Below are 25,462 nucleotides of genomic sequence, written 5' to 3'. Positions count from 1 at the left end.
TTATAGTCGAAAACAAAAAACGCCAGCGATTATCGCTGGCGTTTTACTTTGTGGAGTTAAAGTGTCACAGTGAGCGGCGGTTCTGGCACTTCCAAGAAACACGCTATCACTCGGTACAATTCGCCTTCTGAAACGGTGATTTTTCCATCAGACTCGATTGCTAAACGACACGCCTTAACGAACTGGCGTCGTTGAAGGGGTTTAAGTTGCAGCAACAGTTCCAATGCAGTACGACTTATGCGCCAGTCGTTATTAGGTTCTACTAGCGTAGTTTCTGCAAATCCAAGCGAGGAGAGCGAAGCGTTAAACGCTCGTTGCGCACGTTTTCGTTCTGAATGAGTGACCCAAACTAATTCACTTAGCAACCAATGAACGCTTTCTTCGAGTTGCTTAAAGGTCTTGTTCTGGCGAGTAGAACCAAATGGTGCAATAAGCTGCTTTTCCAGCAAGTTAATGACGCACCATTCACCTAGTGAGTAGTGATTATCGGTTTGAGACAATTCTCGCAGAACTTCGCAAAGTCTGTTTTTCTGACCTTCACTCATTGCTTTGAGCGCAGGGATAGCGAGCTCTAGCAGAGGAAGCCTCAAATGCATTGGTAAATCGAAATCCAACCACGGTAATAGTTTGGCGTACGAGACCATCGGAATATGACCTTTGATCATCTCACGCTGTACATCACTTCCATCAAAGATCAGTAGTAATGCAATAAAACGAGAACTGTAGGGTTCACGTGCAATGTCTACCAAGTCTTGGGGTAATTGGCTAATAAGCTGTGTACCTGTGCCACTTAGCTCCGAGGAAGTTGGTGCTACATCTTGTGTTTCATGATCCTGAGAACCAAAGTTGGCATTAGACGAAAACCCACTTACTTGATCACTTCCAAACGCTGAAGTGTTGCTCTGATTTTTGCTCGAAAAGCTGCCATCCCAATTGGGTTCTATACGACGGATTCGCTCTTCCAAAGGCGGGTGAGTAGCGAAGAAGCCGGTGAAACCAGACAAGCTGCTTTGCCCAAACATCATGTGGCTCATTTGGCTGCTCACTCGCGCATTCAAGCTAGAGCCAGATGCGTGACCGAAAATCTTCTTCAGAGCACCTGAAATCCCTTGGCTATTTCGAGTAAACTGCACCGCACTCGCGTCTGCCAAGAACTCGCGTTGCCGTGAGATAGCTGCTTTGATCATTGAGCCAAATAAAGTACCAACCCAACCAAGCACTATACACACAATCGCGATCAATATGATGACTGTGAAGCCTTTATCGGAACCGGAAGAGCTTCTTGATGCGCGGCTCGTGTAGCGCGTATTGTCGAGAACTAAGTGACCCAAATACGCAATGCAAGTAATGCCGAACAAGACGCCAATCAACCGTGTGTTCATGCGCATATCGCCATTTAACACGTGGCTGAATTCATGAGCAATGACGCCTTGCAGCTCATCACGGGTAAAGCTGTCTAGCGCACCTTGCGTAACACCGATGACGGCATCATCAATGCTCATGCCTGCTGCGAAAGCGTTAATACCACGCTCTCCCAGCATAATATAAACAGGAGGGACGGGAATTCCAGATGCAATTGCCATCTCCTCTACTACATTAAGCAGCTGACGATGTTTTGTGTCAGTCGTATTCGAGGAAATAAGCTTACCCCCAATACTTTCAGCAACGCCGCGACCGCCATTGGAAGAAAGCTCAGATAAGCGGAACATCGAAGTGATTGCAACAACCAGCGCCACGCACCCAAAGCACAGCAAGATATAGGTGATAGCGGTTCGTTGATCAAATGGTTCCCCAGTGACCCCATAATAAATAGCAATCGACAGTACGCTGACCAAAGCAGTGATGACTAATACTGCTAAGGAAAACAGAAACACCAGAAGCCCGGTACGCTGACGTGCGGTATCTTGATGGTCAAAGAAATCCATTAGAATTCAACCTTAGGTGCTTCTTGGATTGCTTCACTGTCTTCAAACTCGAGCAGCTTACCGTCTTGGAAGCCAAACATATTGGCAAACAGAACAGGTGGGAAAGTATGCTTGTAAGTGTTGTAGCTGGTGACGGCATCGTTAAAGGCTTGGCGAGAAAAAGCGACTTTATTCTCTGTACTGGTCAGCTCTTCTTGTAGCTGGGTCATGGTTTCGTTGGCTTTAAGCTCTGGGTAAGCTTCAACAACAACATTTAGCTTACCTAGAGCATTTTGTAGCATGCCTTCTGCTTGTGCCAGTTGGCTAATAGCCGCATCGCTTTCTGGCGTATCACTTGCTGCTTTCAAGCCTGAAATCGCTTGGTTACGCGCTTGGATGACACGCTCGAAGGTTTCTTTTTCATGCTCCATGTAGCCTTTCGCTGTGCTAACAAGGTTTGGGATCAGGTCGTAACGACGTTTTAGCTGGACCTCAATCTGAGCAAAGCTGTTTTTGAAGCGATTACGTAGCGTCACTAGTTTGTTGTAAATACTGACCGCAAACACCGCGATAAGTAAAACGATGACGATAAAAACAATAAGTGAAGTCATAGTAATTTCCATATTTGTAAACGTATTGGAATGTTATATAGGTGATTGATATATACAGAAAATTTATTCTGTCGCAAATCTAGCTAGAGGCGTGACGAACCTATAATACTGATACAATTATAATGCGAGTGCATAGAATCGTTCAAAGGCCGTCTGATCTTCAACACCTATTTGCTCTCGTTTCAAAAAATGATACCTAGCTCAGTTTTGGACAAAAACGATTTCATTACACAGTTCTAACCCGTTCCGTTCAGATTAGAAAAAGTATCTTGACTGACAAAGGCTACCTAGTTGGAGCAGCACACCCAAATAGTGCCGCTCAAATATGTGCGCTGCACCAGCTTGCCGATCTATTCTCATTGCTCGATGGTTCCTAAAAATAGTGATGCGATCTTGTCATTAATTTGAGCGACTTTTCCGTCTTTCATAAAAGAGAGAGCCAACACTGCTTTCGCAACGGTCTGGTTGTCGACAAACTGCTCTATGTGAAGCGCAATTTTCCGGCTTTTAACTTCTACATCAGTGCACTGTATTGTGATTGTGGCTGGATAGATGACTTCTCGAGTGAACTTAATCTCTAAATTAGCAAACAGTAATCTATAGTCATAAACACCGAACATCGATTGGCCATGACTCTCTAGGAAAGCAGAGAGATACTCAGATAGATAGGAAACACAAACATGGTTTGAAAGATGAACACCTGCGTTCATGTCCATAAACCGCATCTCAAAGTCTTTGCTAAATTCTTTTATATACATTTGATATCAATACTAAAAAAGTTTGGTTGTTGGATAGTCTATTGTTGTTTGATAAGCAACTCAACACATTATCATGTTGTGGCATTCACTAAGAGCTTGAATTTTTTTTATCTAATAACAGCTGGAAACTCTGAGATCTGTAACAAGGCATTCGTTGCGATGGGCTTCAATATTTGATGCCAGAAGTTGTCATAAGGCTATTTGCGGCATAAGTTATTAATAGCAATCAATATATTAGTTCTCCAAAGGATAATTATGTCTACATACGAATGTGAGATTTGTGGTGCCAAGTTTTGCAACAATGTGCAATGTAAAATGCTAATCAAGCAGAAGTCCACAATGAGCTCATTCAGCTATAAAACGCACTTTGGTCAACTTGAAGGCGAATTACGTGAGAATCATGCGAGACTCGAGGAACAGAAAGTAGCTCTTCGGGAAGAAAAGTTACGCAAATTTTTAAATAAATGTGAAGATCTTTTTGAAGATGCGCTATCTAAAATCGAAGGTGCATCAGTAACCGATACAAGCTTAGTCACCATTCCTACCGGCCTGCCCGAAATGGCTCCCATTGACGACAGTTTATACTCTAACTACGTTTCTCACTTGAAGGACATTCTAGATACTGCTTTCTCTAAAAGCATACTAGAGATTATTGAAGAACCTCAAAATGCGGTCTCATCAAGCTCATTCGACGACCAAGATTGGCTAAACGATATATTAGAGAAACTTTGTACTACTTGTAAGGGCGGTTGTTGCCGAAGCGGTTCACACAAGGCTTACCTGAACGAAGGCAGCATAAACCGAATAAGAATGCACAATCAAATGATAACTAAAAAGGAGTTACTGGATTATTATATTTCTCATATCAGAGCAGATCATATTCAAGGGGCATGTATAAATCAGACCAATACTGGCTGCTCGCTGCCTAGAGAGCTGCGATCAGACACCTGCAATGACCATTTTTGCGCCTCACTCACAAACTATATTCGCAAGCCTACGAAAAATGTTATTGCGATCCAAAGCAATTGCTCCCCACTCGGGCTCACTAATGGCGATTTTGTAGACATTGTTGATATTGTCTTTATTGATGAGGAATCATCAAGAACATTAACTCATGGAAAGTCAGGCGAATAGATAACTTTATGCAGTACTAACTTTAACCTTTCCCTTCTTCAGCGAAGTAAAACGTTGTCGTTAATCATGGCTAGAATTTTTGTCTATCGAATAACAGCCAGAAACTCTCCTATTATTAATAAGGTAATAATACCCAATATTCCTATGATGTTTTGCTCTAACCAAGTGGAGAAGTGATGCACAGCTTGACGGTAGGTAGAAATAAAATAGCACTGACACTTATACTGATGATTCTGAGTGCAGCGGCGTTTTCTCAAGAGCGACAAGATTTAAAAGTTGGCTATTTTGTTTATCCACCTCACGTGTTTTATTCAGCAGAGAAAGAGATGCCCTACGGCCCTCTCATTTCCTTTTTTACTGAGAACTTTGCTGGAAAAATGAACGTTAACATTGTTTGGCAGAAAATGACCAACAAGCGCTCCGAGGTTAGCCTTAAGCAATGTACTATTGATATGTTTTTATTGAAAGGTTGGTCTGAAGAACGTACTGCGCGAATGCTTTATCCAGAACAACCGTTCCACCGTGTTATTCCATCCCTGCTTGTCAATAAAGACTTCCCCGTTGATGAGATTCGTGGCTCTGAAGATTTGTTTGATCAAGTGGTTGGCTGGACGGACGGGCTACCTCCATCACTATTGAAACCTTATTGGCGTCACCCTCGGATCCGGTTGATCCTGACGCCGCAAACTGACTTTTATTCCGCCAATATGAAAATGTTTGTTCGAGGAAGATTAACTGGCGTAGCCAGCAGCAACAAAGAGTCGTTGTTCTATATGGCGCAAAAGATGGACTTGCTCGACTCAACGAAAATTATTCCACTGCCACAAGAACCAAGACTGGTCTATCACGCATTCAGTAAATGCTCGAAACACCAATTAGATAATTACAACAGAGTTAGCCAAGGCCTTGTTGAAAAAGAGTTTCAGGGACAACAAATAGCAGACTATTATTACAACTACCTTCTAGCGGAGATTGCAAAGCTCAACACGCCCTAAAACATCTGACCGGGGGTTTGTCCAAACTGGGATTTAAAAGCAACCACGAATGCCGATAGAGAATCGTAGCCGCAGCTCACAGCCACTTCTGTAACACTAACGCCACTTTCCAACCATGTAAGTGCTGTGGATAGGCGTACCCGCTGCCTCCACTGCTGAAAAGTCAACCCTGTTTCTTGTTTGAATAGCCGACTGACACTGCGCCCTGATAGACCAACTTTACTGCCGAGTTGGTTTATATCGAGTGCACAGCTAGGTTCTTCAATCAAAAACTCACTAATCAAGATAAGACGATGATCAGTAGGCATTGGCAAATCTGTCGCCACTTCAGGTTGCAGGCCTAGTTCGTCAATCATCACTTGCGCTAACCGTTCTTCTCTCGACCCCACATCATATAACGCAGGGCTTTGACAGAAGCGAACAATAAGCTCTCGACACAGAACCGACACTTCACAAGTAAATGGCCTCTTCCACTGATCACCTGCTAATGCATCCATATTGATGTACAAGCTGCGCATTTCCGCCGCAACATTCGATTCGACTTTATGAGTGGTATTCTCTGGAATCCAGATACCGTATTGGGGAGGAGAAACGTAACTAGCTTGCTCTGTTGAAACATTCAGCACACCGGATACTGCATAGCTAAATTGCCCCCATTTGTGGCTGTGCCAGTCTGTCAAACGCCCTTCTGGCCCCCAGCTTTCAGGCCGAGCGTAAATTGGCCTTGGAAGTTCCGGTAAATTTGGAATAGCGCGCTTCTGTCTTCTAGTCGACATAGTTTGTCTTATTATCGGTTGTAAGAAATAGAGGAAATATTAATCTATACAATATATTTTGCCAAACTTACCGAGATAAAATAAATGAACATGGTAAAAGTGATCAAAAAAGAGTGGTTTTTAGTAGGAATGGTGTTAGCCATTGTGCTGGCAGCGCTATTTCCGAATGTGGGAAAAAGCCATGGCGTATTGCATTTAGACATCGTGACGGAATTGGGTATTGCCTTGATTTTCTTCTTGCACGGCGTTGGGCTTTCTCCTTCGGCAATTAAAAAAGGGGTGAGAAACTGGCGACTGCATATTCTTGTGCAGTGCATGACGTTTGTCGCCTACCCTATTCTATGGCTGCTATTCGGACACGGCCTACTTGCGATTTTCCCAGCTGCGTTAGCATTTGGTTTTAGCTACCTGTTTGCACTGCCCAGTACCATTTCGTCCTCTGTTGCGATGACCAGTGTCGCCAAAGGCAACATACCCGGTGCGATTTTTAATGCTTCGCTTTCAAGTGTACTTGGCGTATTTATCACACCTTTCTTCGTCCAAATATTCATGGGGGCAGAAAGTGGTCATGTTCCTGTTGTAAGCACTATTATCGCTATTGCAAAAATGCTTCTGCTACCAATGATAATTGGTCAGTTGGTAAGACCATTTTTAATCACATTCATGGAACGCCATAAATCTGTGGTGAATAAGGTGGATAAAGTCGTGATCTTGTTAATCGTATTTAACGCTTTCAGTAACTCGGTTATTCAACATATTTGGTCAGACTTTTCTATCGTCACGCTGGCAATTTCAATCGTGATTTGTGTTGTTGTTCTTCTTTGTATCGCTACGCTCATCCCATGGATTTCAAGAAAGCTGAAATTCAATACCGAAGATGAAATCTCAGCGCTGTTCTGTGGAACCAAGAAATCACTCGCAGCGGGTGTACCAATGGCAAAAGTTATTTTCGGCACCAACCCTCAACTAGGGATGATTTTGCTGCCTATTATGCTCTATCACCCCATTCAGATATTTTACTGCGCAGTGTTGGCAAATAAATATGCGGCTAGAAAAATGCCAAATGAAAATGCTTTGAATACTACTGACTGATTTTAAAAAAACTTACCCCAAATACTCACTGGGGTAAGTATGTCAAAGCCCAGTATCTGCAAAACTTGGGCTTCACTTTGGTCGCCATATCCAACAATCGCTTTATTTGGAAACGTGTCAAACACCTTTTCTAGCAACGCTTGATAAAGGCTTTCATCTCCCCACAAATTGTAGATTCCCACTGTTTGATCGTCGCAAAAGCAGCTTAACCCAGCTTGCAAAGCATCTTTTTCCGCCGTAAAAAACTTAACCCTCGGCTCAGAGAGAAATGTCTCTGGATATATAGGTTCAGAGATTTTATTTCCTCTTAGTAACTCTTCCCATCGAGTAAGATCTGCAGCCCTTGTTAGCTCATAGCATCGAGCCATTACAACCTGTTGTTTTTCTCGTGGGGTTGTAGGCGCAGTGGCAATATACCAATGTGCATCGACAAACTTGGTGAAGCCCTGTCTTGTCAAGTCAAGATCGGCGAAGCTGTCTTTGATAAAATGGACATTGTGCTGCTCAATCATCTCACTGAGTAAAGCTTCAGGTATTCCTGACTGCAAGGTAATCAAGTGCGGGAAAAGTTCTGGCATTTCGAGGCTCGAACGCCAGATCTGCTCAGTAAAGCAGGTCTCGACTCCATGTAACTTAGCCACAAAGTCGCACCAGTTAACATTGTTTTGTATGGCTAATCGTAGCCAGCAGCTTCCATTTCCCACAGCTTAATCTCGCATTAAGTAATTGTTTGTCTTGAGGGTGTTAGATAAGCAAGGTCACCATACTTAAGCTATCAATCTAGCAAAAACCAGCACTCTGTGATCAATTCTGTTTCAGCTACTTCGTGGTCAAAGTTTTGATAACTAAACAAGCAAGGTAGCTCACCTAACTTCTCTCCTGATGTTGGCAGCCAATCGCGAAGCACAGCGTAGATAGTCTCACCAATATTGTCACGAGAACCACAATGCACTGCGACGGCATAGCGGCCCTGAGGCAATCGCCTCTCTGTTATCTGCTCGCTTTTGAGCTCTAAGTTCTCTGGAACCGTCAAAGCAAGATCAAAACGAAAGTCTTCAGGCTTTGTTGTTGCGGGATCATCGTAGGCATAGCCAAATGCATCTCCAGCGTTAGGTTTAACACTAATGGGCAAAGATTTAGCCCAGTTCACTAATTTGTTCACGCTTTGACCAACAGTATTTGGATCACCTCTGTGCTCAAGGACAGCAAACCTACGTGATTTCTCTTCTCTAATAGTAACGTTCATCGAGTTTTCTCTTAGTTTTGGTATTTTGTACGGAGGGCTATCCCAAACTGCAGAGTTTCCCACGGCTCTATATTGAGTCGGAGTCAAACCGCAAGCTTGTTTAAATACTCGAGTAAAAGCCTGATGAGACTCAAACCCTGCTTCTATTGCCACCGCTAATATCGTGACTTTGTCATCAATAATAAGCTGATGGGCAGCGCGCTTTAAGCGCAACCAGCGAATGTACTGCTGTAATGATAGCCCTGTATAAGCCGTAAACAGGCGATGAAAGTGAAACTTAGAAAAACAAGCTACTTGACACAACTTCTCTAGCGGCAATTCGTCATCTAGATTCTTGCCAATATAGTCAATTGTTGCCAATACACGTTCTTCGTAGTTCATTCACACACCTCTCTAAAACCAGAACCAAACTTTAAGTTAACGACGAATATCAAGTTTAACCGTTTTTGCTCAAATTACAGGTTCTACGAAGAAGGCGGAAAGATCATTGTCAACTTCTACATATATGTAAGTGGCACCCATTAGCGATTTCAAATCGCTAACTTCCATTAACCCCTCAATAACCCGTGGTTAACAGATAATGCCATTGCCTGCTCATTAAGTGAGCGTAGTCACTTTAATAGCGAAACCGAGCGACGATTTCGGGATATAGAAGCGTTTGAGTCTTGCTTTGACTGTCTATCAAAGCGCTACACCACTATTGGCTAACAATCAGTTTCAAGACTCAAAGAACAACAACTCCATTCGACATAGCACCAGTGAGGAGCAACCTATGCCTACTCAATCATCAATTGAGCTTTCTAACTTTACGCCAGAATATAGCCGAAGAAGAAAACATGCTATGTTCGAAGAAGATCTTGACCTATTCCAAGATCTGAACCCAATGTATGCCGAGATTTTAAACGTATTTTCCAAAACAAAGGTCGAGCGGAGTATATCCACTTTACTAACTTTGGCTAGTGATGGGAAAAGTGCTGTTGACCAAGTTAAAGACTCAGTAAAAACCACATCAAAATACGCTAAAAGCAGAAGCGGTAGATCCAGTAGCGATAGCCAGGACAAGGCCTCGCAGCAAATGTCAGGTCAAGTCATTGCCAATCTGAAACAGCACGCAAAACTAAAAGACAAAAGTTCGAAGTCCAATTTAAGTGCAGTACTGTCTACGCAGCTCGCACACAAACAAGCGGAACTATACAATTTAGTGCCGCACATAATAACGAAAATAATCAAAGAACTAAATCCAGCGACTAAGGAAATTAAGGCTGCGGTAAGTGCTGCGAAAACAGCTTTAAAAGCAGCGTTAGCTGCTTCTAGTACGAGCAATTTAAGCAAAGTAGCATCATCTCGAACCGCAAGCGACGTCATTGAAAGAATTCGCTCTGAAATTAAATCTGTCGCAATCAAGCAAACAGCACTTCTTACTCTCAACGGGGGATTAATTGCCCTTAAAGTGGCAAGCTTAGGTGTTGGAACGGTTGTAACAACTATCGTGAATGCTGTGATTGCAGTGTTTAACTTCCTTAAAGGTATATACGACCGATGGGTTATGGAGCTCAAATACATATGTTTTCAGGAAGAATGCAGAAACTTGGCGATGAAAGCATCCACTCTTACAAATAATTGGTTTGAAACTTGGTTTGCAACGCAACTAGAAGAAATACCTATTCTAGCTTCTTATATAGTCTGTATACCTGAATTTGGCTCGTTTCCTGACTTTATAAAAATTACCGATTTAACTCCACCACCGAAAACTCTTAGCATACGAGTCTCTCGATGCTTCAAAAGGAAATACCATAATCTGTGTAAAAGTGGAACATTTGATAGCTATGCTGCTGCTCATGAAAAGTCGGTATTCAGAGCCTATGAAAAGCTACAAGAATACGCTAAGGGATTTATATCTGACGGTACTATTAAATTGGATAGCACGGACCCGAAAATTGTAAGGTATCTCAACGCGGCGAAAGGAAAGAGAAATTATATACCAGGATGCAATGCTACCATTGTCAAAGAGCATATGATTAAAAACCGTCAAAGCAAACTAGGTAAACACGCTGGTTACGTTGTTGGTCGAGTCGAAGCCTATAAATATACCGGAGAACTGTAGTTTAGAATCAAAGTATTAGGCACCATAGCCAAGGATGGCAAAGCTTATAGGATTGTAAGCTTTGCCACTCTCTACTCAATTCAAGGGAGAGATTCCCTCAATACATCTCTTTAAACTCTTCGATCACTGGCTTGCCACGCAGAGTGAGAAAGTTTAAAAATCGCGATGTCGAAGTGGATATAATCTGCTCCGCTTGCACACCGTGTTTTTCGAACAACTCGGTCGCAAGAGATAGGTTAGAAATGTCTTCACAAAAATGAGCATCAGAGCCTGTGGTAAAGCTCACACCCAATTCTTTGCCAATTTCAACAATCTTACTGCAGTTATCACTGCTCCCTTTGCGACTTTTGCCTGCTAGCGAAGAGTTGTTCACTTCAACCGCAACGTTATGTTCTTTCGCACAAGCGAGTACCGCTGCAATATCAAACTTAAAATGTGGGTTTCCTAGGTGTCCTAGTACATCCGCTTGACCATTTTTTATAACATTGAGCAATGCTTCGGTATGAGCCTCTTCTGTGGAAGGCGCAAACACTGGTTCATGGAAGCTGGCAATAACCCAATCTAAATGCGGATACGAAGAAGGAGGTAAATCAAGCTCACCTTCGACATTCACGATATTGGCCTCAACACCACGAAGTATTCCCACATCGTGAAGAAAACGAGGCAAAACTCTTTGATTATTAAAAAACCAATAGTGTGGAGCACCCGGCATGCTAGGCGCATGATCAGTGGTACATAGCAGCTTCAGCCCTTTTTGTTTAGCAGCCTTAGCATTTTCAATGATAGTGCTATAAGCGTGACCACTTGCGAGAGTATGGGTATGACTGTCCACAACGATTTTCATTACACTTCCTATTCGTTTATTGCTAACGAACCATCTTGATTCATATAAAGCGTTAAATCTGCATTAATTGAGTGGTTGAGCACCTTCTCAACATTTTTGGCATCTGAGCACTGATAAAACTTGGTAGCATCGTCTATCGATGCCCCACCACGAACTTTACGATTCACCAAACGCTCTTCTAGGAAGGCTGGGTCGGTATCGACAAAAATGGTAAAGTCAGCTAACTCGTGCAAACCATTCCAAACAGGCTCATCTAACAGTAACCAATTTCCCTCTACCACGACGACTTGCTTATCTACCGAAATCATATCGTCGACAGGATCATGAAGGTTTCTATCATAGAAAGGCCATTTAGGGTCCCCCACTCTAAGCTGTTTCAATTTATCAATCAACTCGGTCAGATTAAATGTTTCATAACAACCCTTTATGCTTCGTAGGCTGATTTTTTCACCTTCTCTTTGCACGTAATTGGAATCTAGAATACTGTTCGGAAGGTGAAAACCATCAAATGGAAGAGCTTGAAGGGGCTGCACACCTGGCAACTGTCTTGATAAATGTTCCCAATAAGCAGCAAGAGTAGATTTGCCACTTCCGGGAGGGGCGCATAAAAAGACCACAACACGCTGCTGTTTTTGTTCAAAAAGCTTACTGAACTTTTCTATAAGTGGTTTGTGAATCTGCTCGATGTCCCTGTCAGGAAACGTCGCCTCTGTATCAAATCCACTGACGTTTAATACAACCTTCATGTCCACAACCTCAACTTAAAATCTCACTCTCAACATTGTCTAACAAGTTCTCACAAAACAGTTTCAGTACTGTTTTAATCAATGACTGATAGCGAGCTTCTGAAAACGAGTCAAATGAAGAAAACTTCATCTGATTAATCGAATCTAAATAAATGCGCCCTTCACTCTTGGAAGAAGATGACTGATTGTTGATAAAGTCATATACAACAACATCGTCAAACGGAATGTCTTCCGCTTGGGCGCAAACATATTGGTACATTTGGTCAAACAAGCCAATGTCGGCATAGGTTTCTAAAGAAATTTTCCCCATCGCAAACATCAGCTTAGAGGTCACATCCATTTTGACCAATGGACCATCCTCTTTGAGCAAAGGTGTCACGGCATACTCCATCACGAGTTCATCTTGCACAAAAACTCGTGGAAGAAGCTGCCTAAGTGTTGCGTTAATTAACTTGTGTGATACTCGAATAAAGCTACTCGCCGACTCGCACTCTTCTAATGCATCTAATAACTCGTCTTGCATTAAAATCTCTGTTTCCCTATTGCTCTAAAGTCACAACTTTCTGATTAAGATAAAGTCTACGCTTCGAAACTGACATCATAGAATTCAAGCAGTGCTCTTTCAGCTGATTCATTCCATACATAGTTACTGGCTTGTAACATTTCATCCAACTCAATAAAAAACGGGTCGACATCTGCAAGCTTTTTAAACTCTGTAATTGGCGTTAGTGGAAGGTTGATATGAGGATAGATCAACTTCTTACCACCCGGAATTTCTAGTTGATTGAGTATGGTATGAGGTGCTGCCTCAATACCGCCTACGTGAGTAATCATATACGAAGGGTTGATTTTGTTTGCTTCTGAAAGCTCAATAGATTCAATCATATCTCCTGTAGAACCACCAGATGTCCCCACAATATGTGTCGCTTCATAGTGCACATTAAAGAAATTGAAAGGAACTTTAAAGTTCTTGTCTGTTGGACCGGCAAAAAAGTTAAGGCAGCCATCATTGCCAAGCAAATCATCAGCTTGTTCAAGTACTTCTGCGACCGCGGCATACACCATCACATCATCGTATCCTCGGCCATCATTTAAGCCAACTAAGTGAGAAACAGGATCGCTAAGCTCAGCTGTGTTTACATAGTGCAGCTCAATCCCATTGTCCTCGGCTTTGGATCTAGGAATCAAACTCTCCGCACGTGCCAGCCTATCCTCATCAATATCGGTGACCACAATACGTTTTGGTCTAACTGGACCATTAATCGCGTAGTCTATCGCCCCGATACCCATTGGGCCTGCACATGCCAGTAAAGCTAAAGAGCCGCCTTCTTTTATCCCCATCTGATGCTCATAAACATACGGCGTAGTATGATAACTTGCGTTAAAAGCGCCGATAATGCATGACATCGGTTCGGACAAAGACGCGTTCGCATAGTAAGGGCTGTTGTGTGGAAGCACACAACCAAGATCAATAGCGATTTGGGGAATGATTGAATAGGTCGCATTGCCACCAAACGTCTCGTAACTGTATCCAGCAGAATACCCTGAAGGAAGTCCCATCGCTGGCTGCAAAACAAATGATTGCCCCGGCTGAAACTTGTCAGTTAGGTTCTTACCGACTTTGATTATGACACCAGCATACTCGTGACCTGTCATGACAGGTGTTTCAGCGATATCTTCTGGTACTCGCTTATGGTTACTGCCCAACAAAGCAGCCTTATACGTTGAGAGGCAAATACTGTTGGATATGTTTTTTACTAGAAGCTCATCGTCTGAAATTTCTGGCAATTCAAAGGTTCTCAATTGCACATCTTTTTCACCACAAATAACCGCTGCCGTTGTTTGAACCATTTATCTATTCTCCAAATATGGGCCAACATTTATCTCGACTAATCTTGGCCCAAATTAAATTTAAGCTTGTTCGCTGATCGTATTCATTAAGTCATCTAAAGCTGGATCGTGCAGGAAGTTCTTGATTGCAATCACTGGCAACCCTGTTGCTTTGGTTGCTCGACTTTCTAGGCTTTCGTGTGTGACGACGATATCCGCATTGCTTGGCACTTTCTCAATGGCAAAGTTTTTCACTTCAACATTAAACCCAGCTTTTTCCAGTTTGCGTCTAAACGTCGTCGCTCCCATTGCGCTTGAGCCCATACCTGCATCACATGCAAATGCCACAAATTTAATGTTATTGGTCTGAGGTGCACTATCAGCATGAGCTGATGGCTTCGCCACTGTACCTTCGGCTTTCATCTCCTTCATATCTGAAACAGATTTTTCAAACTCATCCTCTGGCTTATCTTTTTTACTTACTTTTAATATTGCACTAGCAACGATGAAAGAAACGATAGCGGCAGAGGCCACACCAGCAATGGTAGCGATAAAGCTTCCACGCGGAGTCAGAGCTAGGTAGGCAAAAATAGAGCCTGGGCTAGGCCCAGCGACAAGGCCTCCTCCGAGTAGGTTGAAAGTGGCTATACCTGTTGCTGCACCTGCAATCATTGCCACTATCATAATTGGCTTCATCAGCACATACGGGAAATACAACTCATGTATACCTCCGAAGAATTGGATGATGATGGCACTTGGCGCAGATCGCTTACTCAAGCCTTGACCAAACTTAGCGTAGGCCAGTAGTAAACCTAAACCCGGCCCCGGATTGGATGCCACCATGAAGAAAATAGATTTCCCTGTTTCAGCGGCTTGTTGAAGCCCTAAAGGATAATAGGTACCTTGGTCTATAGCGTTGTTTAGGAAAAGGACTTTTGCTGGCTCATTAATGACAGCCAACAGTGGGAGAAAACCCGTTGAAACCAGTGCTTCAATACCCGATTTAACAAAGAGGTTGGCCGCTGTCACTGCTGGCCCAACAACCTCGTAGGCAAACATACACATGACCATGCCCAGAATGCCAAGAGTGAAGTTGTTTACCACCATCTCAAAGCCAGACGGGATTTTGTGCTGAATACGCTTATCTACTTGGACAATCACCCAGCCACTTAATGGCCCCATGATCATTGCCCCGACAAACATAGGAATATCGGCACCTGCAATCACCCCCATCGTACCAATGGCTCCCGCAACGGCACCACGTTTGTCACCTACAATCTGCCCACCGGTATAACCAATGAGAAGTGGCAGTAGATAAGTGATCATAGGTGAAACTAACTTGGCAAAATGGGCATCTGGAAACCAACCAGTTGGGATAAATAATGCGGTAATGAAGCCCCAAGCAATAAAGGCTCCGATATTTGGCAATACCATAGCGGTCAAGTGGCCGCCAAAAGCTTGCACCTTAGCTCTTGCATTTGAAGTCACGTTATATTCCTTGCATTGTTAAGGGCATATTGATGCCCTTTATTCGGGTACTCAGATCTAAGCGTGATTAGCTTAATAACGCTGAATAATTTCCAGAACGTCTTCTTTCGATGACGCTTGCGATAACTTTTCAATGTTTTCTTCTTCAACCAACATTTCACTCAACGCTTGAATCACTTCAATGTGGGTATCAGAGTCTTTCGCCGCTAGAGTAAGCAGCACATTAGATGGCCCTAGATCGGAACCAAAGTCGATGGGGGTTTTGTATACGTGAATGCCAAGACCGGTCTTCAAAACACTTGCTTCAGGACGCGCATGAGGCATTGCCACTCCCGGACAGAGTACATAGTAAGGGCCATTGTCATGGGTAGACTGAATAATCGCATTCGCGTAATCTTCAGTTACGTAGCCTTTGCTTTGTAGGTAACGAGTGGTTTCTTTGACCGCTTCTTCCCAGTGGCATTGGTCGTGATCAAAGACATCAATTAGATCGTGGTCAATAAGGTCATAAAGCATAATTTATCCCAGCAATACGTTGTTCATCGTTGTTGGGAATATTATCAATGGAAGTTCTAGCGGGTAAAAGTCAGAAAAAATATGACGCAATTCTCATTAATATATCAGTCAAGCGAAATATATCGACTCATCAATCAAAAGCCATAAGAAATTAAATTACACATTTTATTTAAACTACAAATCAAGCCCATAAATATGACTTATGACACATTTTAAAAATTGATTACTATGAATTAAATGGCGACCAATATCACACTTAGACTATTGACGATCAAAATTAGCAAATGTATCCATTATGAATCAGCTCGGCTTATCAGATAGTTAAACACTTGCACCGTGATTTATCTCTCATCTGGTACTTAACAATAATTTTCCTGTAATTTTATTATCTCTAAGAGATGATAACTCTACTCCAGAATTGATTATCAAAGGATCGATAGTCACTTGATTACAAATTCCAGCACGCTAATATGTTACAGTAACATTCAAGCATATAACTATATGAAAAACGATCAGAAAAACGCTAGGCCAACTCTACAAGATATTGCTGACCGAGTTGGCATCACAAAAATGACTGTCAGTCGTTATATACGCAATCCCGATTCCGTCGCGAGCAAAACCCAAGAGAAAATTGCAAAAGTCATAGAAGAGCTAGGCTATATCCAAAACAGAGCTCCGGCAATGCTAGCGAATGCCTCAAGTAAAGCCATTGGAGTGTTGCTTCCATCCCTTTCCAACCAAGTGTTCGCCAACTTCGCTCAAGGCATTGAAGTCATCACTAAAGAGTATGGCTATGAGACTTTGATAGCCCACTATAGTTACGATGAACTAGAAGAGGAAAGTAAAATTGCTTCTATGCTTTCCTATCAAGTTGATGGGCTTATTTTGACCAGCACCGAGCATACCCAGCGCAGTGTACAGATGATAAAAACTGCCAATATCCCCGTCGTTGAAGCGATGGAATTGCCAGAAAGTCCAATAGATATGGCTGTGGGTTTAGACCATGAGTTAGCCGCTTATACAATGGTCAAAGAAATGCTCACCAAAGGAAAACGTAATATTGCCTACTTTGGTGCGCGTATGGATAAACGTACTCAATTGCGAATGAATGGCTATGACCGCGCGATAAAAGAAAAGAAACTAGAGCCTAAACATATTCTCACTTCTGAGCACTCTAGCTTTACATTAGGTAAAGATCTTATCGAGCAAGCGTTAGACCGTTACCCTGATATTGATGGTGCATTTTGTACCAACGATGACATTGCCATTGGCATTATATTGGCGTGCCAAAGCAAAGGAATTTCAGTTCCGGATCAAATCAGTGTCGCTGGGTGCAATGCGTTAGATATCGGCCAAGCAATCTCTCCAGCATTGGCAAGTATTGCAACACCGCGCTATGAGATGGGGAAAATGAGTGCAGGGCTACTCCTCGATACGATTAAAGGTGACTCTAACTCTGAAAAAGTGGTTGATATGGGCTTTTCCATATCACGTGGTGAAAGTATTTAACATGAATAACTTGAGGTAATCTAACTGTAGAGTGCAGATTACCTCAAGCGAACACCAACCTACAGACAGTTTTAGCTCACCAACTGAACCGCTTCTTTAGTTAGTTCAGTGATTGCACTCCAGTTACCCGCGGTAATCAGATCCTCTGGTAGCATCCAAGAACCACCAGCGGTCGCGACCGATTTTATTGCCAAATAGTCAGCAATATTTTTCGGATTCACGCCACCGGTTGGGCAAAACTGGATATCCGCCAATGGCGCCGAAATCGCTTTTAGAGCTGGCGCACCTCCATTAGCTTCGGCAGGGAAGAACTTGAGGTGCTTATAACCTAAGCTCCGTGCATACATAATTTCTGAAGCAGTGGACACACCAGGAATCAATGGAACGCTTTGTTCCAAACCATAGCTTAGTAACTCTGGCGTGTATCCCGGTGAAATAATAAATTTCGCACCGGCTTCAACTGCAGAGTCATATTGTTGTTTGTCTAGCACCGTTCCTGCGCCAACTAAAATATCAGGAAACTGTTGTGAAATTAGACGAATCGCTTCTAGAGCACACTCTGTCCTTAACGTAATTTCAAAAATACTGATACCGCCGTCCAATAAGGCTTGCGCCATCGGTATTGCATCCTCAACGTTTTTGATCACCATGACAGGTACAATTGGTGACGCACTAAATACTTGCTGTGGAGAAATTTCCCAACTCATTGCTTACTCCAAAATAGTTGCCCCAGTTTCCGCACTGGAGATGTTTTGTCTAAAAATATTAAAAAGTTCACGCCCAGATCCAACAATAGTATGAGACAAATCGACGTCTAACACTTCTCTGGTCTCAAGATCTGCTTCAACAAAAACTTCATTGGTGTCACCGTTTATTGTGATTAAGTCACCATCACGAATCTTGCCAATGTTGCCTCCACGTTTTGCCTCAGGCGTCATGTGTATCACGGCTGGCACTTTTCCTGATGCTCCTGATAGCCTGCCATCTGTGAGCAAAGCAGTTTTAAACCCCTTAGCCATTTGACTGCCTAAGATTGGCATAAGCATATGTAGTTCGGGCATTCCATTTGCCGCTGGCCCATTGTGATGAACAACAATCACTGCGTCTCGGTCTAGCTCTCCGCGTTCATACGCTTCTTTCACTAGATGCTGACTTTCAAACACAAGCGCTGGAGCCGACACTGTGCGATGATCAGCGGCGACGGCACTAACCTTCATTACGCCGCGCCCAATATTACCCGACAATACCTTCAAACCACCCGTTTCACTAAAGTACTGGCCATTTGGCGCTATAACTTCTGCATTTTTCGAGTCCATCACAGGCTTAAATATTAGCTGACCTTCACTTATTTCCGGCAACGTAAGGTAATCCTGCATTGAGCCATACACAGGGGTCGCATCCATGTGAATCAAACCGCGATCATTGAGCATCTTCATCAATGTTGGCACGCCACCCGCCTGCTGAAAGCTGTTAATGTCTGCAGGTCCATTTGGATAGACTCGAGCAAGCAGTGGAACCACGTCCGACAAAGCATCAAAGTCATCCCATGTAATGATAAAACCAGCTGCTCGGGCAATAGCAATCATATGAATGGTGTGATTGGTACTGCCTCCTGAGGCAATCAACGCAACCAGTGAATTGACGAGCGATTTCTCATCGATAATTTTGTAAAGTGGCCTTTTCATCGCTCCTGAAACAGCAACCATATTTTTTGTTGTTTCGATGTTTAGTTGCTGCCTTAAGTCGCTATCGACGGGAACAAATGCAGATCCGGGAAGCATTAACCCCATGGCTTCGAAAACCAGTTGGTTTGTGTTTGCTGTCCCATAGAAAGTACATGTTCCGGGAGAATGGTAAGCCTTGTTTTCCATATCCTGTAAAACATCGCTTCCCACCTCACCAGAAACGAATTGCTGCCTAACTCTTACTTTCTCGTCATTGCTGATCCCTGTTGACATCGGCCCAGATGGCATAAAGCAGGAAGGTAAGTGGCCAAATGACAAGGCTCCGATGATTTGGCCCGGTGCTATTTTGTCGCAAATACCCAGCAAGATATTGCAATCAAAAGCATTATGGCTTAGCCCGACAGCCGTGGCTTGTGCAATTAAGTCGCGAGAAAACATAGAAATATCCATGCCTTCTTGCCCTTGAGTCACACCATCGCACATAGCTGGAACAGAACCTGCAACTTGAGCTGTATGGCCTAGCGTACGCACAATTGAACGTATCATATCTGGATAGCGTTCATATGGTTGATGGGCACTGACCATGTCACTATAAGCAGTCACTATACCTAGGTTTATTTTGGTGAAATCCAGAATCGAGCTTTTGTCCTGCTGAGAGCAAACTGAAACAACATGAGCTAGATTTCCACATGCAAGTCTTGAGCGGTCGACGCCCCGCTCCATGTGCTTCTCCATACGAGAAACATAGGCCGAGCGTCTATCCTTGCTTCTCTCTACAATATTTCGAGTAACCTCAAGTATCGCTTTATCCATTTTTTAACCTAGATACGTATCACTAACCGCAATACATTGTTGAACAACTTCATCTATAGAACCGGAGACATCAACATGATGAGTCGACGGCTCGTTAGCATTAGGTATTTCAAGTGTGGCAAACTGACTGTCCAGAAGAGACAAAGGCATAAAGTGCCCTTCTCGATTGAGCATTCTTTTGGCAATCACTTCTTTTTCTGCATGCAAATGGAGGAACACAACCTTATTGTTCCCTTCACGAATTTGATCTCGGTAAGTTTGTTTAAGCGCTGAACAGACAATCACACCCACCTCATTTTTTTTCTCGATGCTAAAGGCCGCGTCTCGAATACGCTCAAGCCACGGTGCTCTGTCTTGGTCATTGAGTGGCTCCCCTTGAGACATCTTCAAAACATTCGCTTTCGGGTGAAGATCATCGCCATCAATAAACTTAGCATTGATTGCACTGGCAAAGGACGCCCCTACGGTAGATTTACCTGTACTGCTGACTCCCATGATGATAAATACAGCAGATGGTTTCGTTTGTATCTCGTTCATAATTTCAACTTTGGCTAGTGATTTTTCCGCAACATAGCATGCGAATTTTTACAATGTTACCGGTAACTAAAAAATTTGTGAATCATATCTAGTTCTCAATATTTGGTTGATAAAATTCTCATCAAGTCTATTTACAGAGAAAATGTTACCCGTAATATGTTACCGGTAATCCATAAGCTACCCTACTATAATAAAAGGTCTAATATGTCTGATTTGACGCTAATTCTGACAGCTGTAGGATCCATCTTGCTGCTGCTATTTCTGGTAATGAAGGTAAGACTTCATGCCGTTGTTGCCTTGATCCTAGTATCAATGGGCGCAGGTGTTTTCTCTGGAATGAGCCCTGAAACGATTGCCGCTACCATTCAAAAAGGTATGGGTGGCACACTAGGTTTTGTGGCCGTTGTTGTCGCTCTTGGTGCCATGTTCGGCAAGGTCATGGAAGAGACTGGCGCACTCGATCAAGTCGCTCACACTCTGTTAAATAAGTTTGGCACCGATCGCGCTAACTGGGCTCTTACGTTCACTGGTTTTATCTGTGCACTGCCTTTGTTCTTTGATGTAGCGGTTGTTCTGCTGATCGGTATCGCATTCGCCGTTGTTCGCCGTGGCGGAGGCAGCGTTACGAAAATCGGTATCGCTCTGCTAGCTGGAATTGCGACTTGTCAGGCATTTATGGTGCCAGCGCCAGGCCCTATCTTAGTTGCATCACAACTACATGCTGACTTTGGCTACATGATTTTGTTTGGCATCCTTGCTTCTATTCCAGCGATGATTTTAGGTGGTCCAATTTGGGGTAACTACATTGCTAAGCATGTTCACGTTGAGCTGCCAGAAGATCACAACACCGATGACAACGAGCGTGTTGGAGACAAAGTTCCGACCTTCAGACTAGCGATTTCATTGATTCTGCTACCGCTATTTATGATTGCGCTTAACACCATTGGCGGCCGATTTGTTGAACAAGGTTCTTCTCTTCAACATTGGCTACAGTTTATCGGTCATCCGTTTACCGCAATCATCACAGCCTGCTTAGCTGCGTTTTACCAACTAGGCTATCGCCGCGGCGTTTCCAATGAACGCATCATGGAGATCTGTGGCTCAGCACTGCAACCTGCGGGCGTTATTATCCTTGTTACTGGCGCAGGCGGAGTATTTAAACAAGTGCTTATCGATTCTGGTGTGGGCGCTGCATTAGGCAATATTTTGGCAGGTTCTGGGCTACCTGTTGTAATGCTGGCGTTCATTCTGGCAGCTGCAGTTCGCGTTATCCAAGGTTCAGCGACAGTAGCAATGCTCACCACTTGTGGCTTGATCATCCCAATGCTTCAACCATTAGGGCTCGATGGTGCACAACTGGCGGCAGTCACTATCGCAATTGGTGGCGGCGCTATCGTGTTATCACATGTGAATGACTCAGGCTTTTGGTTAGCAAACAAATTCCTAGGGCTAAGCGAAGTTCAGACTCTTAAAACATGGACAGTCATGGAAACAATCATCGGCACAACAGGTGGCGTAGTTGCTCTTTTGATTTCGCTATTCTTATAACAGCTAACCTTTACGGCCCCCTTTATTTTGCGCGGGGCCTATTTGTGTCTAAAAGAGTTTTATTTGCTATTATTAGCTGCACTCAGCAGAAAGGCGAGTGTTGAGTTATCAATAGCAATTTGGAACAAATAGGTGTCGCTATGCTAACAATCTCGAAAATGGTACACATTGCCGATTGGGAGATTGAACTAAACGCAATTAGATCAGCAGGTAATGGTGGACAAAATGTCAATAAGGTCGCGACTGCCATTCACCTTCGCTTTGATATAAAGCGATCATCTTTACCAGCCGTCTATAAAGATAAGCTCCTTAAGCTCTCCGATAGTAGAGTCACTTCAGAAGGAGTCATCGTTATTAAGTCACAACAGTTCAGAACTCAGCTACAAAACAAAGAGGCCGCATTAGAACGCTTAAAAGAGCTAATTTTATCAGCGATGGTCGTGCAAAAAACTCGCAAAGCAACGAAACCAACTAAAGGCTCACAGCGTCGTCGAGTGGATAGCAAGACCAAACGAGGTCATACGAAGGTTTTGAGGAAAAAGGTAGACTTCTAGGGAGCGGAAGTCCCCACCTACAACTTACCTATACTTCTGCTATTCAGCTCTAAGAGTAAACAAGCCTCACTATCGTACAGATAACGATTTACAAAACAGAAATTATGTCGAAAGGCTGGATGATTTTTCACTTGGATTAGGGCATAGAAAATTTAACCACATAAATCTTGAGTTTGAGAAACCTCTTCAAGTAAACAAAATGCCTTTTAAATACTCCTATCCTTATAAAGTCTACACTAATTCTTGGGTATTATTATGCGTGGGTTTCTAATAATTGCGCTCTTATCTTTCAACATACTATCTGCTGAAGTATCAGCTTCTAAAAACTCAACTAGTACTGATGTAATAGTCAAGGTATGTGATGATGCTTCAGAATGGCCTCCCTATACATTCTGGCAGCGTGAGAATGGTCAGATAAATAAGGACAAGCTATCCGGTGCTTCAATTGAAGTGCTGGAGGAAATCGCTAATCTTACGGGGATAAAGTTTGATGTTGAACTAACTTCATGGAAGCGGTGCCTATTAGAAGTTAAAAAGAATGGAAAATTTGAAGTGTTTATGGATGGACAGTTCAATGAAGAAAGGGCAAAAGATTACTTCATAACGTCACCTGTTTACTTTACAAGTGCGGGATACTGGTATTCGACAGACAAGTATCCAGATGGACTTCGTATAGAAACATTTGCCGAACTTAGGAACTATAATTTGTGTGGTGTACTTGGATACAATTATAAAGGCTATGGTTTCCCAAATTCCGAAGGAATAGATACTGGTGCAGCTTCACTGCAAAAAGCCTTAGAAAAAGTGGCTCTAGGGAGGTGCGACTTGTTACTTCAGTCAGCACCGGTCCCATATGGATTTAGTGCAATTGGAGAAAACATTATCCCTGAGGGTGTCGTTCCGCATAAAATTATTGAAGCTTCCCCAGGGGGGTATCGCATATTCGTATCAAAGAGATCGCCACGAGCATACGAGTTGTTAACAAAAATCAACCAAGCAGTAATCATATTGGGCTCTCGAGGAGTAATAGAAGATATAATGAGAAAATACCTTCCTAGTTGTGGTCGTAATTGTTGATAAGCAAGGTGCTATAGCTTGTAGAAAAATAAGCCCGGTTCGCAAGTTTCATGTGCCTAGTGTTTAGAATAGCTACCGGCTTATCACCATTGAGCTAGTTTTCATATGTGCTAACCTACAAATCATACCTTATCACCTAAGCGAAGTAATATGGATTTCTTAGCGAACATATACACCCACTATCACGCTCATATCTATTTTGATGAGCAATCGGAAAATGTAGCCAGTGCGCTTAGAGAGCGTATCAGCGACGAACTAAAGATGCCCGTCGGACGCTTTCACACCCGACTTGTTGGGCCGCATACTAAATGGAGCTTCATGGTTGCTTTTGACCAAGCCCAGTTCGACGCTTTTACGATTTGGCTAAAGCGACACCATGAGGGTTTATCGGTTCTTATCCATGCTGATACTGGAAACGACTATATCGACCACACAGAGCACGTTTGCTGGCTTGGTAACCCTATCGATATAGATTTGTCTAAGTTTTAAATGCCTAGTGTTTAGGTAAACTTTACTTAGTTTTCCAGTTCATGAACATGCCTTCTAGCTCGTAAATATCTCTAACGAGGTTGACGCCCGCGGCTCCCATTAACCACCTACCGTATGTAAGGTGTGGGAATGCTCGTTTGAGATCCTGTAGAAACTTCATGTAGGTCCAGTAGCGATTTTGCTGCTGAATCATTTGCTGAGAAAACAGCATTTTTTTACCAAGATTCCAATGCTGCATTCCTGCATATACGCCAGCACCTTCAATCAATAGTCTTGTTGCATCAAGCGCATCAAAAGACTCTCTCGGAGGCTCTTTGAACCCGTCCCCAAGCAAATAGGGCGCTAATATATCTCTGCGCCTCGAAAGTTCATTCGAAGAGTTCATTATTAATAATGGTGCGCCCATACTTAACACCCTTTGAACTACACCTATACCTTTTTTGAAGCGTATTTCATAAAGCAATGTAAACGCGCCCAACATCAGCATTTGCGAGTATATCTCGTTCATTGTGTCTCGATAGTCGCTGTAATCACCAAAATCATTTTGAGGAGAAAGGTTGTTCTTGGCGCGGAAAAACTTCGAGCCAAACGACTCTTTGCCCAAGTTAGCCATACCTAAATCAAGCATGCTACCAGCAGCAACCAATTGAGTTAAGAGCCCTAACCAGCCAAGCTTGTTGCCACACATCGATAAATATTTTCTGGAAGATTTAGTCAGCATATACACAGCACAACCTGTATAGGCCGTACCGGTAAAGTAATTGGGAAGCATCTGAGCTGACGTGAGTGTGCTTTGTGAGTCGCCACTTCGCATTAGGGAAGATGAGACAATGTTGTCATTGCCCATTAATGTACCGCCGACTTGCCCAGTAAAGTAAAGAAAGGGAATGCATTTGAAGCGCCAAAGCGCCGGAAATAGCCCCTGATAGGACAACTTATGCATGTATGGATTTTGGGCAATTTTATATATCATGGCCGTAGAGGCGATATTCATCGACAGCCCCGGCCAGTAATGCGTGTCGAAGTTCGGCATTTGTGGTTTTAGGTAATGATGCCTTGCGTAATCGTAGTTTTCAGCAAAGTGATCCCATATTTTTAGCATTTTCTGTCGAATAGGCTGCCGAGTCTCTGGAGTCCAATAAGAGCTAGTTTTATCCTTATCTTTACACATCTACATTCATCCTTTTTTGATATGAAACAATAAGC

Annotated in this window: 25 protein-coding genes; 9 read left to right on the top strand and 16 right to left on the bottom strand. The window is 43.1% G+C overall.

Annotated elements, in window-relative coordinates:
• Positions 1-56 precede the first annotated feature (56 nt).
• The 3 genes from L7A31_RS00755 to L7A31_RS00745 form a co-directional block, all read right to left on the bottom strand.
• The gene (locus L7A31_RS00755; RefSeq protein WP_237359565.1) at positions 57-1,925 is read right to left on the bottom strand and encodes a M48 family metallopeptidase; all 1,869 of its coding nucleotides are present in this window, start codon (positions 1,923-1,925) and stop codon (positions 57-59) included.
• Positions 1,925-2,515 carry a LemA family protein gene (locus L7A31_RS00750; RefSeq protein ID WP_237359564.1) on the bottom strand — a complete coding sequence of 197 codons (591 nt, stop codon included), beginning with the start codon at positions 2,513-2,515 and terminating at the stop codon, positions 1,925-1,927. Before L7A31_RS00750 ends, L7A31_RS00755 begins: the two co-directional genes overlap by 1 nt.
• A gap of 356 nt (positions 2,516-2,871) precedes the next feature.
• Entirely contained in the window at positions 2,872-3,273 is a 402-nt protein-coding gene (locus tag L7A31_RS00745) for an acyl-CoA thioesterase (protein WP_237359563.1), read from the bottom strand.
• A 255-nt stretch (positions 3,274-3,528) separates the two neighbouring features.
• Between L7A31_RS00745 and L7A31_RS00740 the strand changes: the two genes are divergently transcribed.
• Positions 3,529-4,407 carry a hypothetical protein gene (locus L7A31_RS00740; protein ID WP_237359562.1) on the top strand — a complete coding sequence of 293 codons (879 nt, stop codon included), beginning with the start codon at positions 3,529-3,531 and terminating at the stop codon, positions 4,405-4,407.
• A 176-nt stretch (positions 4,408-4,583) separates the two neighbouring features.
• The gene (locus tag L7A31_RS00735; RefSeq protein WP_237359561.1) at positions 4,584-5,402 is read left to right on the top strand and encodes a hypothetical protein; all 819 of its coding nucleotides are present in this window, start codon (positions 4,584-4,586) and stop codon (positions 5,400-5,402) included.
• Here the strand turns inward: L7A31_RS00735 and L7A31_RS00730 are convergent.
• Positions 5,399-6,178, bottom strand: coding sequence for an AraC family transcriptional regulator (locus L7A31_RS00730; RefSeq protein ID WP_237359560.1), 780 nt, complete (start codon positions 6,176-6,178; stop codon positions 5,399-5,401). The two genes, L7A31_RS00735 and L7A31_RS00730, sit on opposite strands and share 4 nt — an antisense overlap.
• Positions 6,179-6,262: 84 nt before the next feature.
• Between L7A31_RS00730 and L7A31_RS00725 the strand changes: the two genes are divergently transcribed.
• Positions 6,263-7,270 (top strand): bile acid:sodium symporter family protein, encoded by a 1,008-nt coding sequence (locus L7A31_RS00725; RefSeq protein WP_237359559.1) that lies wholly within the window; start codon positions 6,263-6,265, stop codon positions 7,268-7,270.
• Positions 7,271-7,272: 2 nt separating this feature from the next.
• On the opposite strand, the gene L7A31_RS00720 is transcribed toward L7A31_RS00725, so the two are convergent.
• Both L7A31_RS00720 and L7A31_RS00715 read right to left on the bottom strand, forming a co-directional pair.
• On the bottom strand, positions 7,273-7,911 hold the full coding sequence (locus L7A31_RS00720; protein WP_237359558.1) for a hypothetical protein: 639 nt from the start codon (positions 7,909-7,911) through the stop codon (positions 7,273-7,275).
• 134 nt (positions 7,912-8,045) lie between these two features.
• Complete coding sequence (locus L7A31_RS00715) at positions 8,046-8,897, bottom strand: AraC family transcriptional regulator (RefSeq protein WP_237359557.1); 852 nt, start codon at positions 8,895-8,897, stop codon at positions 8,046-8,048.
• 391 nt (positions 8,898-9,288) lie between these two features.
• On the opposite strand from L7A31_RS00715, the gene L7A31_RS00710 reads away from it, so the two are divergent.
• Positions 9,289-10,620, top strand: a complete 1,332-nt coding sequence (locus L7A31_RS00710; RefSeq protein WP_237359556.1) for a hypothetical protein — start codon at positions 9,289-9,291, stop codon at positions 10,618-10,620.
• A 97-nt stretch (positions 10,621-10,717) separates the two neighbouring features.
• Here L7A31_RS00710 and L7A31_RS00705 read toward each other — a convergent pair whose 3' ends face one another.
• From L7A31_RS00705 to L7A31_RS00680, 6 genes are all read right to left on the bottom strand, one after another.
• Positions 10,718-11,464, bottom strand: a complete 747-nt coding sequence (locus tag L7A31_RS00705; protein ID WP_237359555.1) for a phosphatase — start codon at positions 11,462-11,464, stop codon at positions 10,718-10,720.
• Between the two features lie 8 nt (positions 11,465-11,472).
• Complete coding sequence (locus tag L7A31_RS00700) at positions 11,473-12,210, bottom strand: nucleoside/nucleotide kinase family protein (protein WP_237359554.1); 738 nt, start codon at positions 12,208-12,210, stop codon at positions 11,473-11,475.
• A 10-nt stretch (positions 12,211-12,220) separates the two neighbouring features.
• The gene (locus L7A31_RS00695) at positions 12,221-12,733 is read right to left on the bottom strand and encodes an MltR family transcriptional regulator (protein ID WP_435532868.1); all 513 of its coding nucleotides are present in this window, start codon (positions 12,731-12,733) and stop codon (positions 12,221-12,223) included.
• 56 nt (positions 12,734-12,789) lie between these two features.
• The gene (locus L7A31_RS00690; protein WP_237359553.1) at positions 12,790-14,061 is read right to left on the bottom strand and encodes a zinc-binding dehydrogenase; all 1,272 of its coding nucleotides are present in this window, start codon (positions 14,059-14,061) and stop codon (positions 12,790-12,792) included.
• Between the two features lie 60 nt (positions 14,062-14,121).
• The gene (locus L7A31_RS00685) at positions 14,122-15,528 is read right to left on the bottom strand and encodes a PTS mannitol transporter subunit IIBC (protein ID WP_290368729.1); all 1,407 of its coding nucleotides are present in this window, start codon (positions 15,526-15,528) and stop codon (positions 14,122-14,124) included.
• Between the two features lie 72 nt (positions 15,529-15,600).
• The gene (locus L7A31_RS00680; protein WP_237359552.1) at positions 15,601-16,044 is read right to left on the bottom strand and encodes a PTS sugar transporter subunit IIA; all 444 of its coding nucleotides are present in this window, start codon (positions 16,042-16,044) and stop codon (positions 15,601-15,603) included.
• 483 nt (positions 16,045-16,527) lie between these two features.
• Here L7A31_RS00680 and L7A31_RS00675 point away from each other — a divergent pair, with 483 nt between their 5' ends.
• The gene (locus tag L7A31_RS00675) at positions 16,528-17,553 is read left to right on the top strand and encodes a substrate-binding domain-containing protein (protein WP_290368742.1); all 1,026 of its coding nucleotides are present in this window, start codon (positions 16,528-16,530) and stop codon (positions 17,551-17,553) included.
• Positions 17,554-17,624: 71 nt separating this feature from the next.
• Here L7A31_RS00675 and L7A31_RS00670 read toward each other — a convergent pair whose 3' ends face one another.
• Genes L7A31_RS00670 through L7A31_RS00660 form a run of 3 tightly spaced genes read right to left on the bottom strand, consistent with a single transcriptional unit; the run spans position 17,625 to position 20,588 of the window.
• Positions 17,625-18,260, bottom strand: coding sequence for a bifunctional 4-hydroxy-2-oxoglutarate aldolase/2-dehydro-3-deoxy-phosphogluconate aldolase (locus L7A31_RS00670; protein ID WP_237359550.1), 636 nt, complete (start codon positions 18,258-18,260; stop codon positions 17,625-17,627).
• A 3-nt stretch (positions 18,261-18,263) separates the two neighbouring features.
• Positions 18,264-20,051 carry a phosphogluconate dehydratase gene (edd, locus tag L7A31_RS00665; protein ID WP_237359549.1) on the bottom strand — a complete coding sequence of 596 codons (1,788 nt, stop codon included), beginning with the start codon at positions 20,049-20,051 and terminating at the stop codon, positions 18,264-18,266.
• A gap of 3 nt (positions 20,052-20,054) precedes the next feature.
• The gene (locus tag L7A31_RS00660) at positions 20,055-20,588 is read right to left on the bottom strand and encodes a gluconokinase (protein WP_237359548.1); all 534 of its coding nucleotides are present in this window, start codon (positions 20,586-20,588) and stop codon (positions 20,055-20,057) included.
• A 204-nt stretch (positions 20,589-20,792) separates the two neighbouring features.
• On the opposite strand from L7A31_RS00660, the gene gntU reads away from it, so the two are divergent.
• The 4 genes from gntU to L7A31_RS00640 all read left to right on the top strand — a co-directional run bounded on the left by gntU (position 20,793) and on the right by L7A31_RS00640 (position 24,256).
• Entirely contained in the window at positions 20,793-22,136 is a 1,344-nt protein-coding gene (gene gntU / locus L7A31_RS00655; protein ID WP_237359547.1) for a gluconate transporter, read from the top strand.
• 140 nt (positions 22,137-22,276) lie between these two features.
• Positions 22,277-22,690, top strand: a complete 414-nt coding sequence (arfB, locus tag L7A31_RS00650; RefSeq protein ID WP_237359546.1) for an alternative ribosome rescue aminoacyl-tRNA hydrolase ArfB — start codon at positions 22,277-22,279, stop codon at positions 22,688-22,690.
• Between the two features lie 255 nt (positions 22,691-22,945).
• Complete coding sequence (locus L7A31_RS00645) at positions 22,946-23,767, top strand: substrate-binding periplasmic protein (protein ID WP_237359545.1); 822 nt, start codon at positions 22,946-22,948, stop codon at positions 23,765-23,767.
• A gap of 150 nt (positions 23,768-23,917) precedes the next feature.
• The gene (locus tag L7A31_RS00640) at positions 23,918-24,256 is read left to right on the top strand and encodes a DOPA 4,5-dioxygenase family protein (protein ID WP_237359544.1); all 339 of its coding nucleotides are present in this window, start codon (positions 23,918-23,920) and stop codon (positions 24,254-24,256) included.
• A 22-nt stretch (positions 24,257-24,278) separates the two neighbouring features.
• Here the strand turns inward: L7A31_RS00640 and L7A31_RS00635 are convergent, their stop codons facing one another.
• On the bottom strand, positions 24,279-25,427 hold the full coding sequence (locus L7A31_RS00635) for a hypothetical protein (RefSeq protein WP_237359543.1): 1,149 nt from the start codon (positions 25,425-25,427) through the stop codon (positions 24,279-24,281).
• Positions 25,428-25,462 lie beyond the last annotated feature (35 nt).

The organism is Vibrio marisflavi CECT 7928, assembly GCF_921294215.1.
GTDB classification, from domain to species: Bacteria; Pseudomonadota; Gammaproteobacteria; order Enterobacterales; family Vibrionaceae; genus Vibrio; species Vibrio marisflavi.
This window is presented reverse-complemented; position numbering and strand designations above follow the sequence as displayed.

Excerpts from the sequence above, each read along its gene's own strand:
- L7A31_RS00755 (WP_237359565.1), bottom strand. The coding sequence starts at position 1,925 with ATGGATTTCTTTGACCATCAAGATACCGCACGTCAGCGTACCGGGCTT.
- L7A31_RS00690 (WP_237359553.1), bottom strand. The coding sequence starts at position 14,061 with ATGGTTCAAACAACGGCAGCGGTTATTTGTGGTGAAAAAGATGTGCAA.
- L7A31_RS00730 (WP_237359560.1), bottom strand. The coding sequence starts at position 6,178 with ATGTCGACTAGAAGACAGAAGCGCGCTATTCCAAATTTACCGGAACTT.
- L7A31_RS00745 (WP_237359563.1), bottom strand. The coding sequence starts at position 3,273 with ATGTATATAAAAGAATTTAGCAAAGACTTTGAGATGCGGTTTATGGAC.
- L7A31_RS00640 (WP_237359544.1), top strand. The coding sequence starts at position 23,918 with ATGGATTTCTTAGCGAACATATACACCCACTATCACGCTCATATCTAT.
- edd (WP_237359549.1), bottom strand. The coding sequence starts at position 20,051 with ATGGATAAAGCGATACTTGAGGTTACTCGAAATATTGTAGAGAGAAGC.
- L7A31_RS00715 (WP_237359557.1), bottom strand. The coding sequence starts at position 8,897 with ATGAACTACGAAGAACGTGTATTGGCAACAATTGACTATATTGGCAAG.
- L7A31_RS00660 (WP_237359548.1), bottom strand. The coding sequence starts at position 20,588 with ATGAACGAGATACAAACGAAACCATCTGCTGTATTTATCATCATGGGA.
- L7A31_RS00680 (WP_237359552.1), bottom strand. The coding sequence starts at position 16,044 with ATGCTTTATGACCTTATTGACCACGATCTAATTGATGTCTTTGATCAC.
- L7A31_RS00705 (WP_237359555.1), bottom strand. The coding sequence starts at position 11,464 with ATGAAAATCGTTGTGGACAGTCATACCCATACTCTCGCAAGTGGTCAC.
- L7A31_RS00740 (WP_237359562.1), top strand. The coding sequence starts at position 3,529 with ATGTCTACATACGAATGTGAGATTTGTGGTGCCAAGTTTTGCAACAAT.
- L7A31_RS00635 (WP_237359543.1), bottom strand. The coding sequence starts at position 25,427 with ATGTGTAAAGATAAGGATAAAACTAGCTCTTATTGGACTCCAGAGACT.
- L7A31_RS00700 (WP_237359554.1), bottom strand. The coding sequence starts at position 12,210 with ATGAAGGTTGTATTAAACGTCAGTGGATTTGATACAGAGGCGACGTTT.
- L7A31_RS00710 (WP_237359556.1), top strand. The coding sequence starts at position 9,289 with ATGCCTACTCAATCATCAATTGAGCTTTCTAACTTTACGCCAGAATAT.
- arfB (WP_237359546.1), top strand. The coding sequence starts at position 22,277 with ATGCTAACAATCTCGAAAATGGTACACATTGCCGATTGGGAGATTGAA.
- L7A31_RS00670 (WP_237359550.1), bottom strand. The coding sequence starts at position 18,260 with ATGAGTTGGGAAATTTCTCCACAGCAAGTATTTAGTGCGTCACCAATT.
- L7A31_RS00695 (WP_435532868.1), bottom strand. The coding sequence starts at position 12,733 with ATGCAAGACGAGTTATTAGATGCATTAGAAGAGTGCGAGTCGGCGAGT.
- L7A31_RS00750 (WP_237359564.1), bottom strand. The coding sequence starts at position 2,515 with ATGACTTCACTTATTGTTTTTATCGTCATCGTTTTACTTATCGCGGTG.
- gntU (WP_237359547.1), top strand. The coding sequence starts at position 20,793 with ATGTCTGATTTGACGCTAATTCTGACAGCTGTAGGATCCATCTTGCTG.
- L7A31_RS00725 (WP_237359559.1), top strand. The coding sequence starts at position 6,263 with ATGAACATGGTAAAAGTGATCAAAAAAGAGTGGTTTTTAGTAGGAATG.
- L7A31_RS00645 (WP_237359545.1), top strand. The coding sequence starts at position 22,946 with ATGCGTGGGTTTCTAATAATTGCGCTCTTATCTTTCAACATACTATCT.
- L7A31_RS00735 (WP_237359561.1), top strand. The coding sequence starts at position 4,584 with ATGCACAGCTTGACGGTAGGTAGAAATAAAATAGCACTGACACTTATA.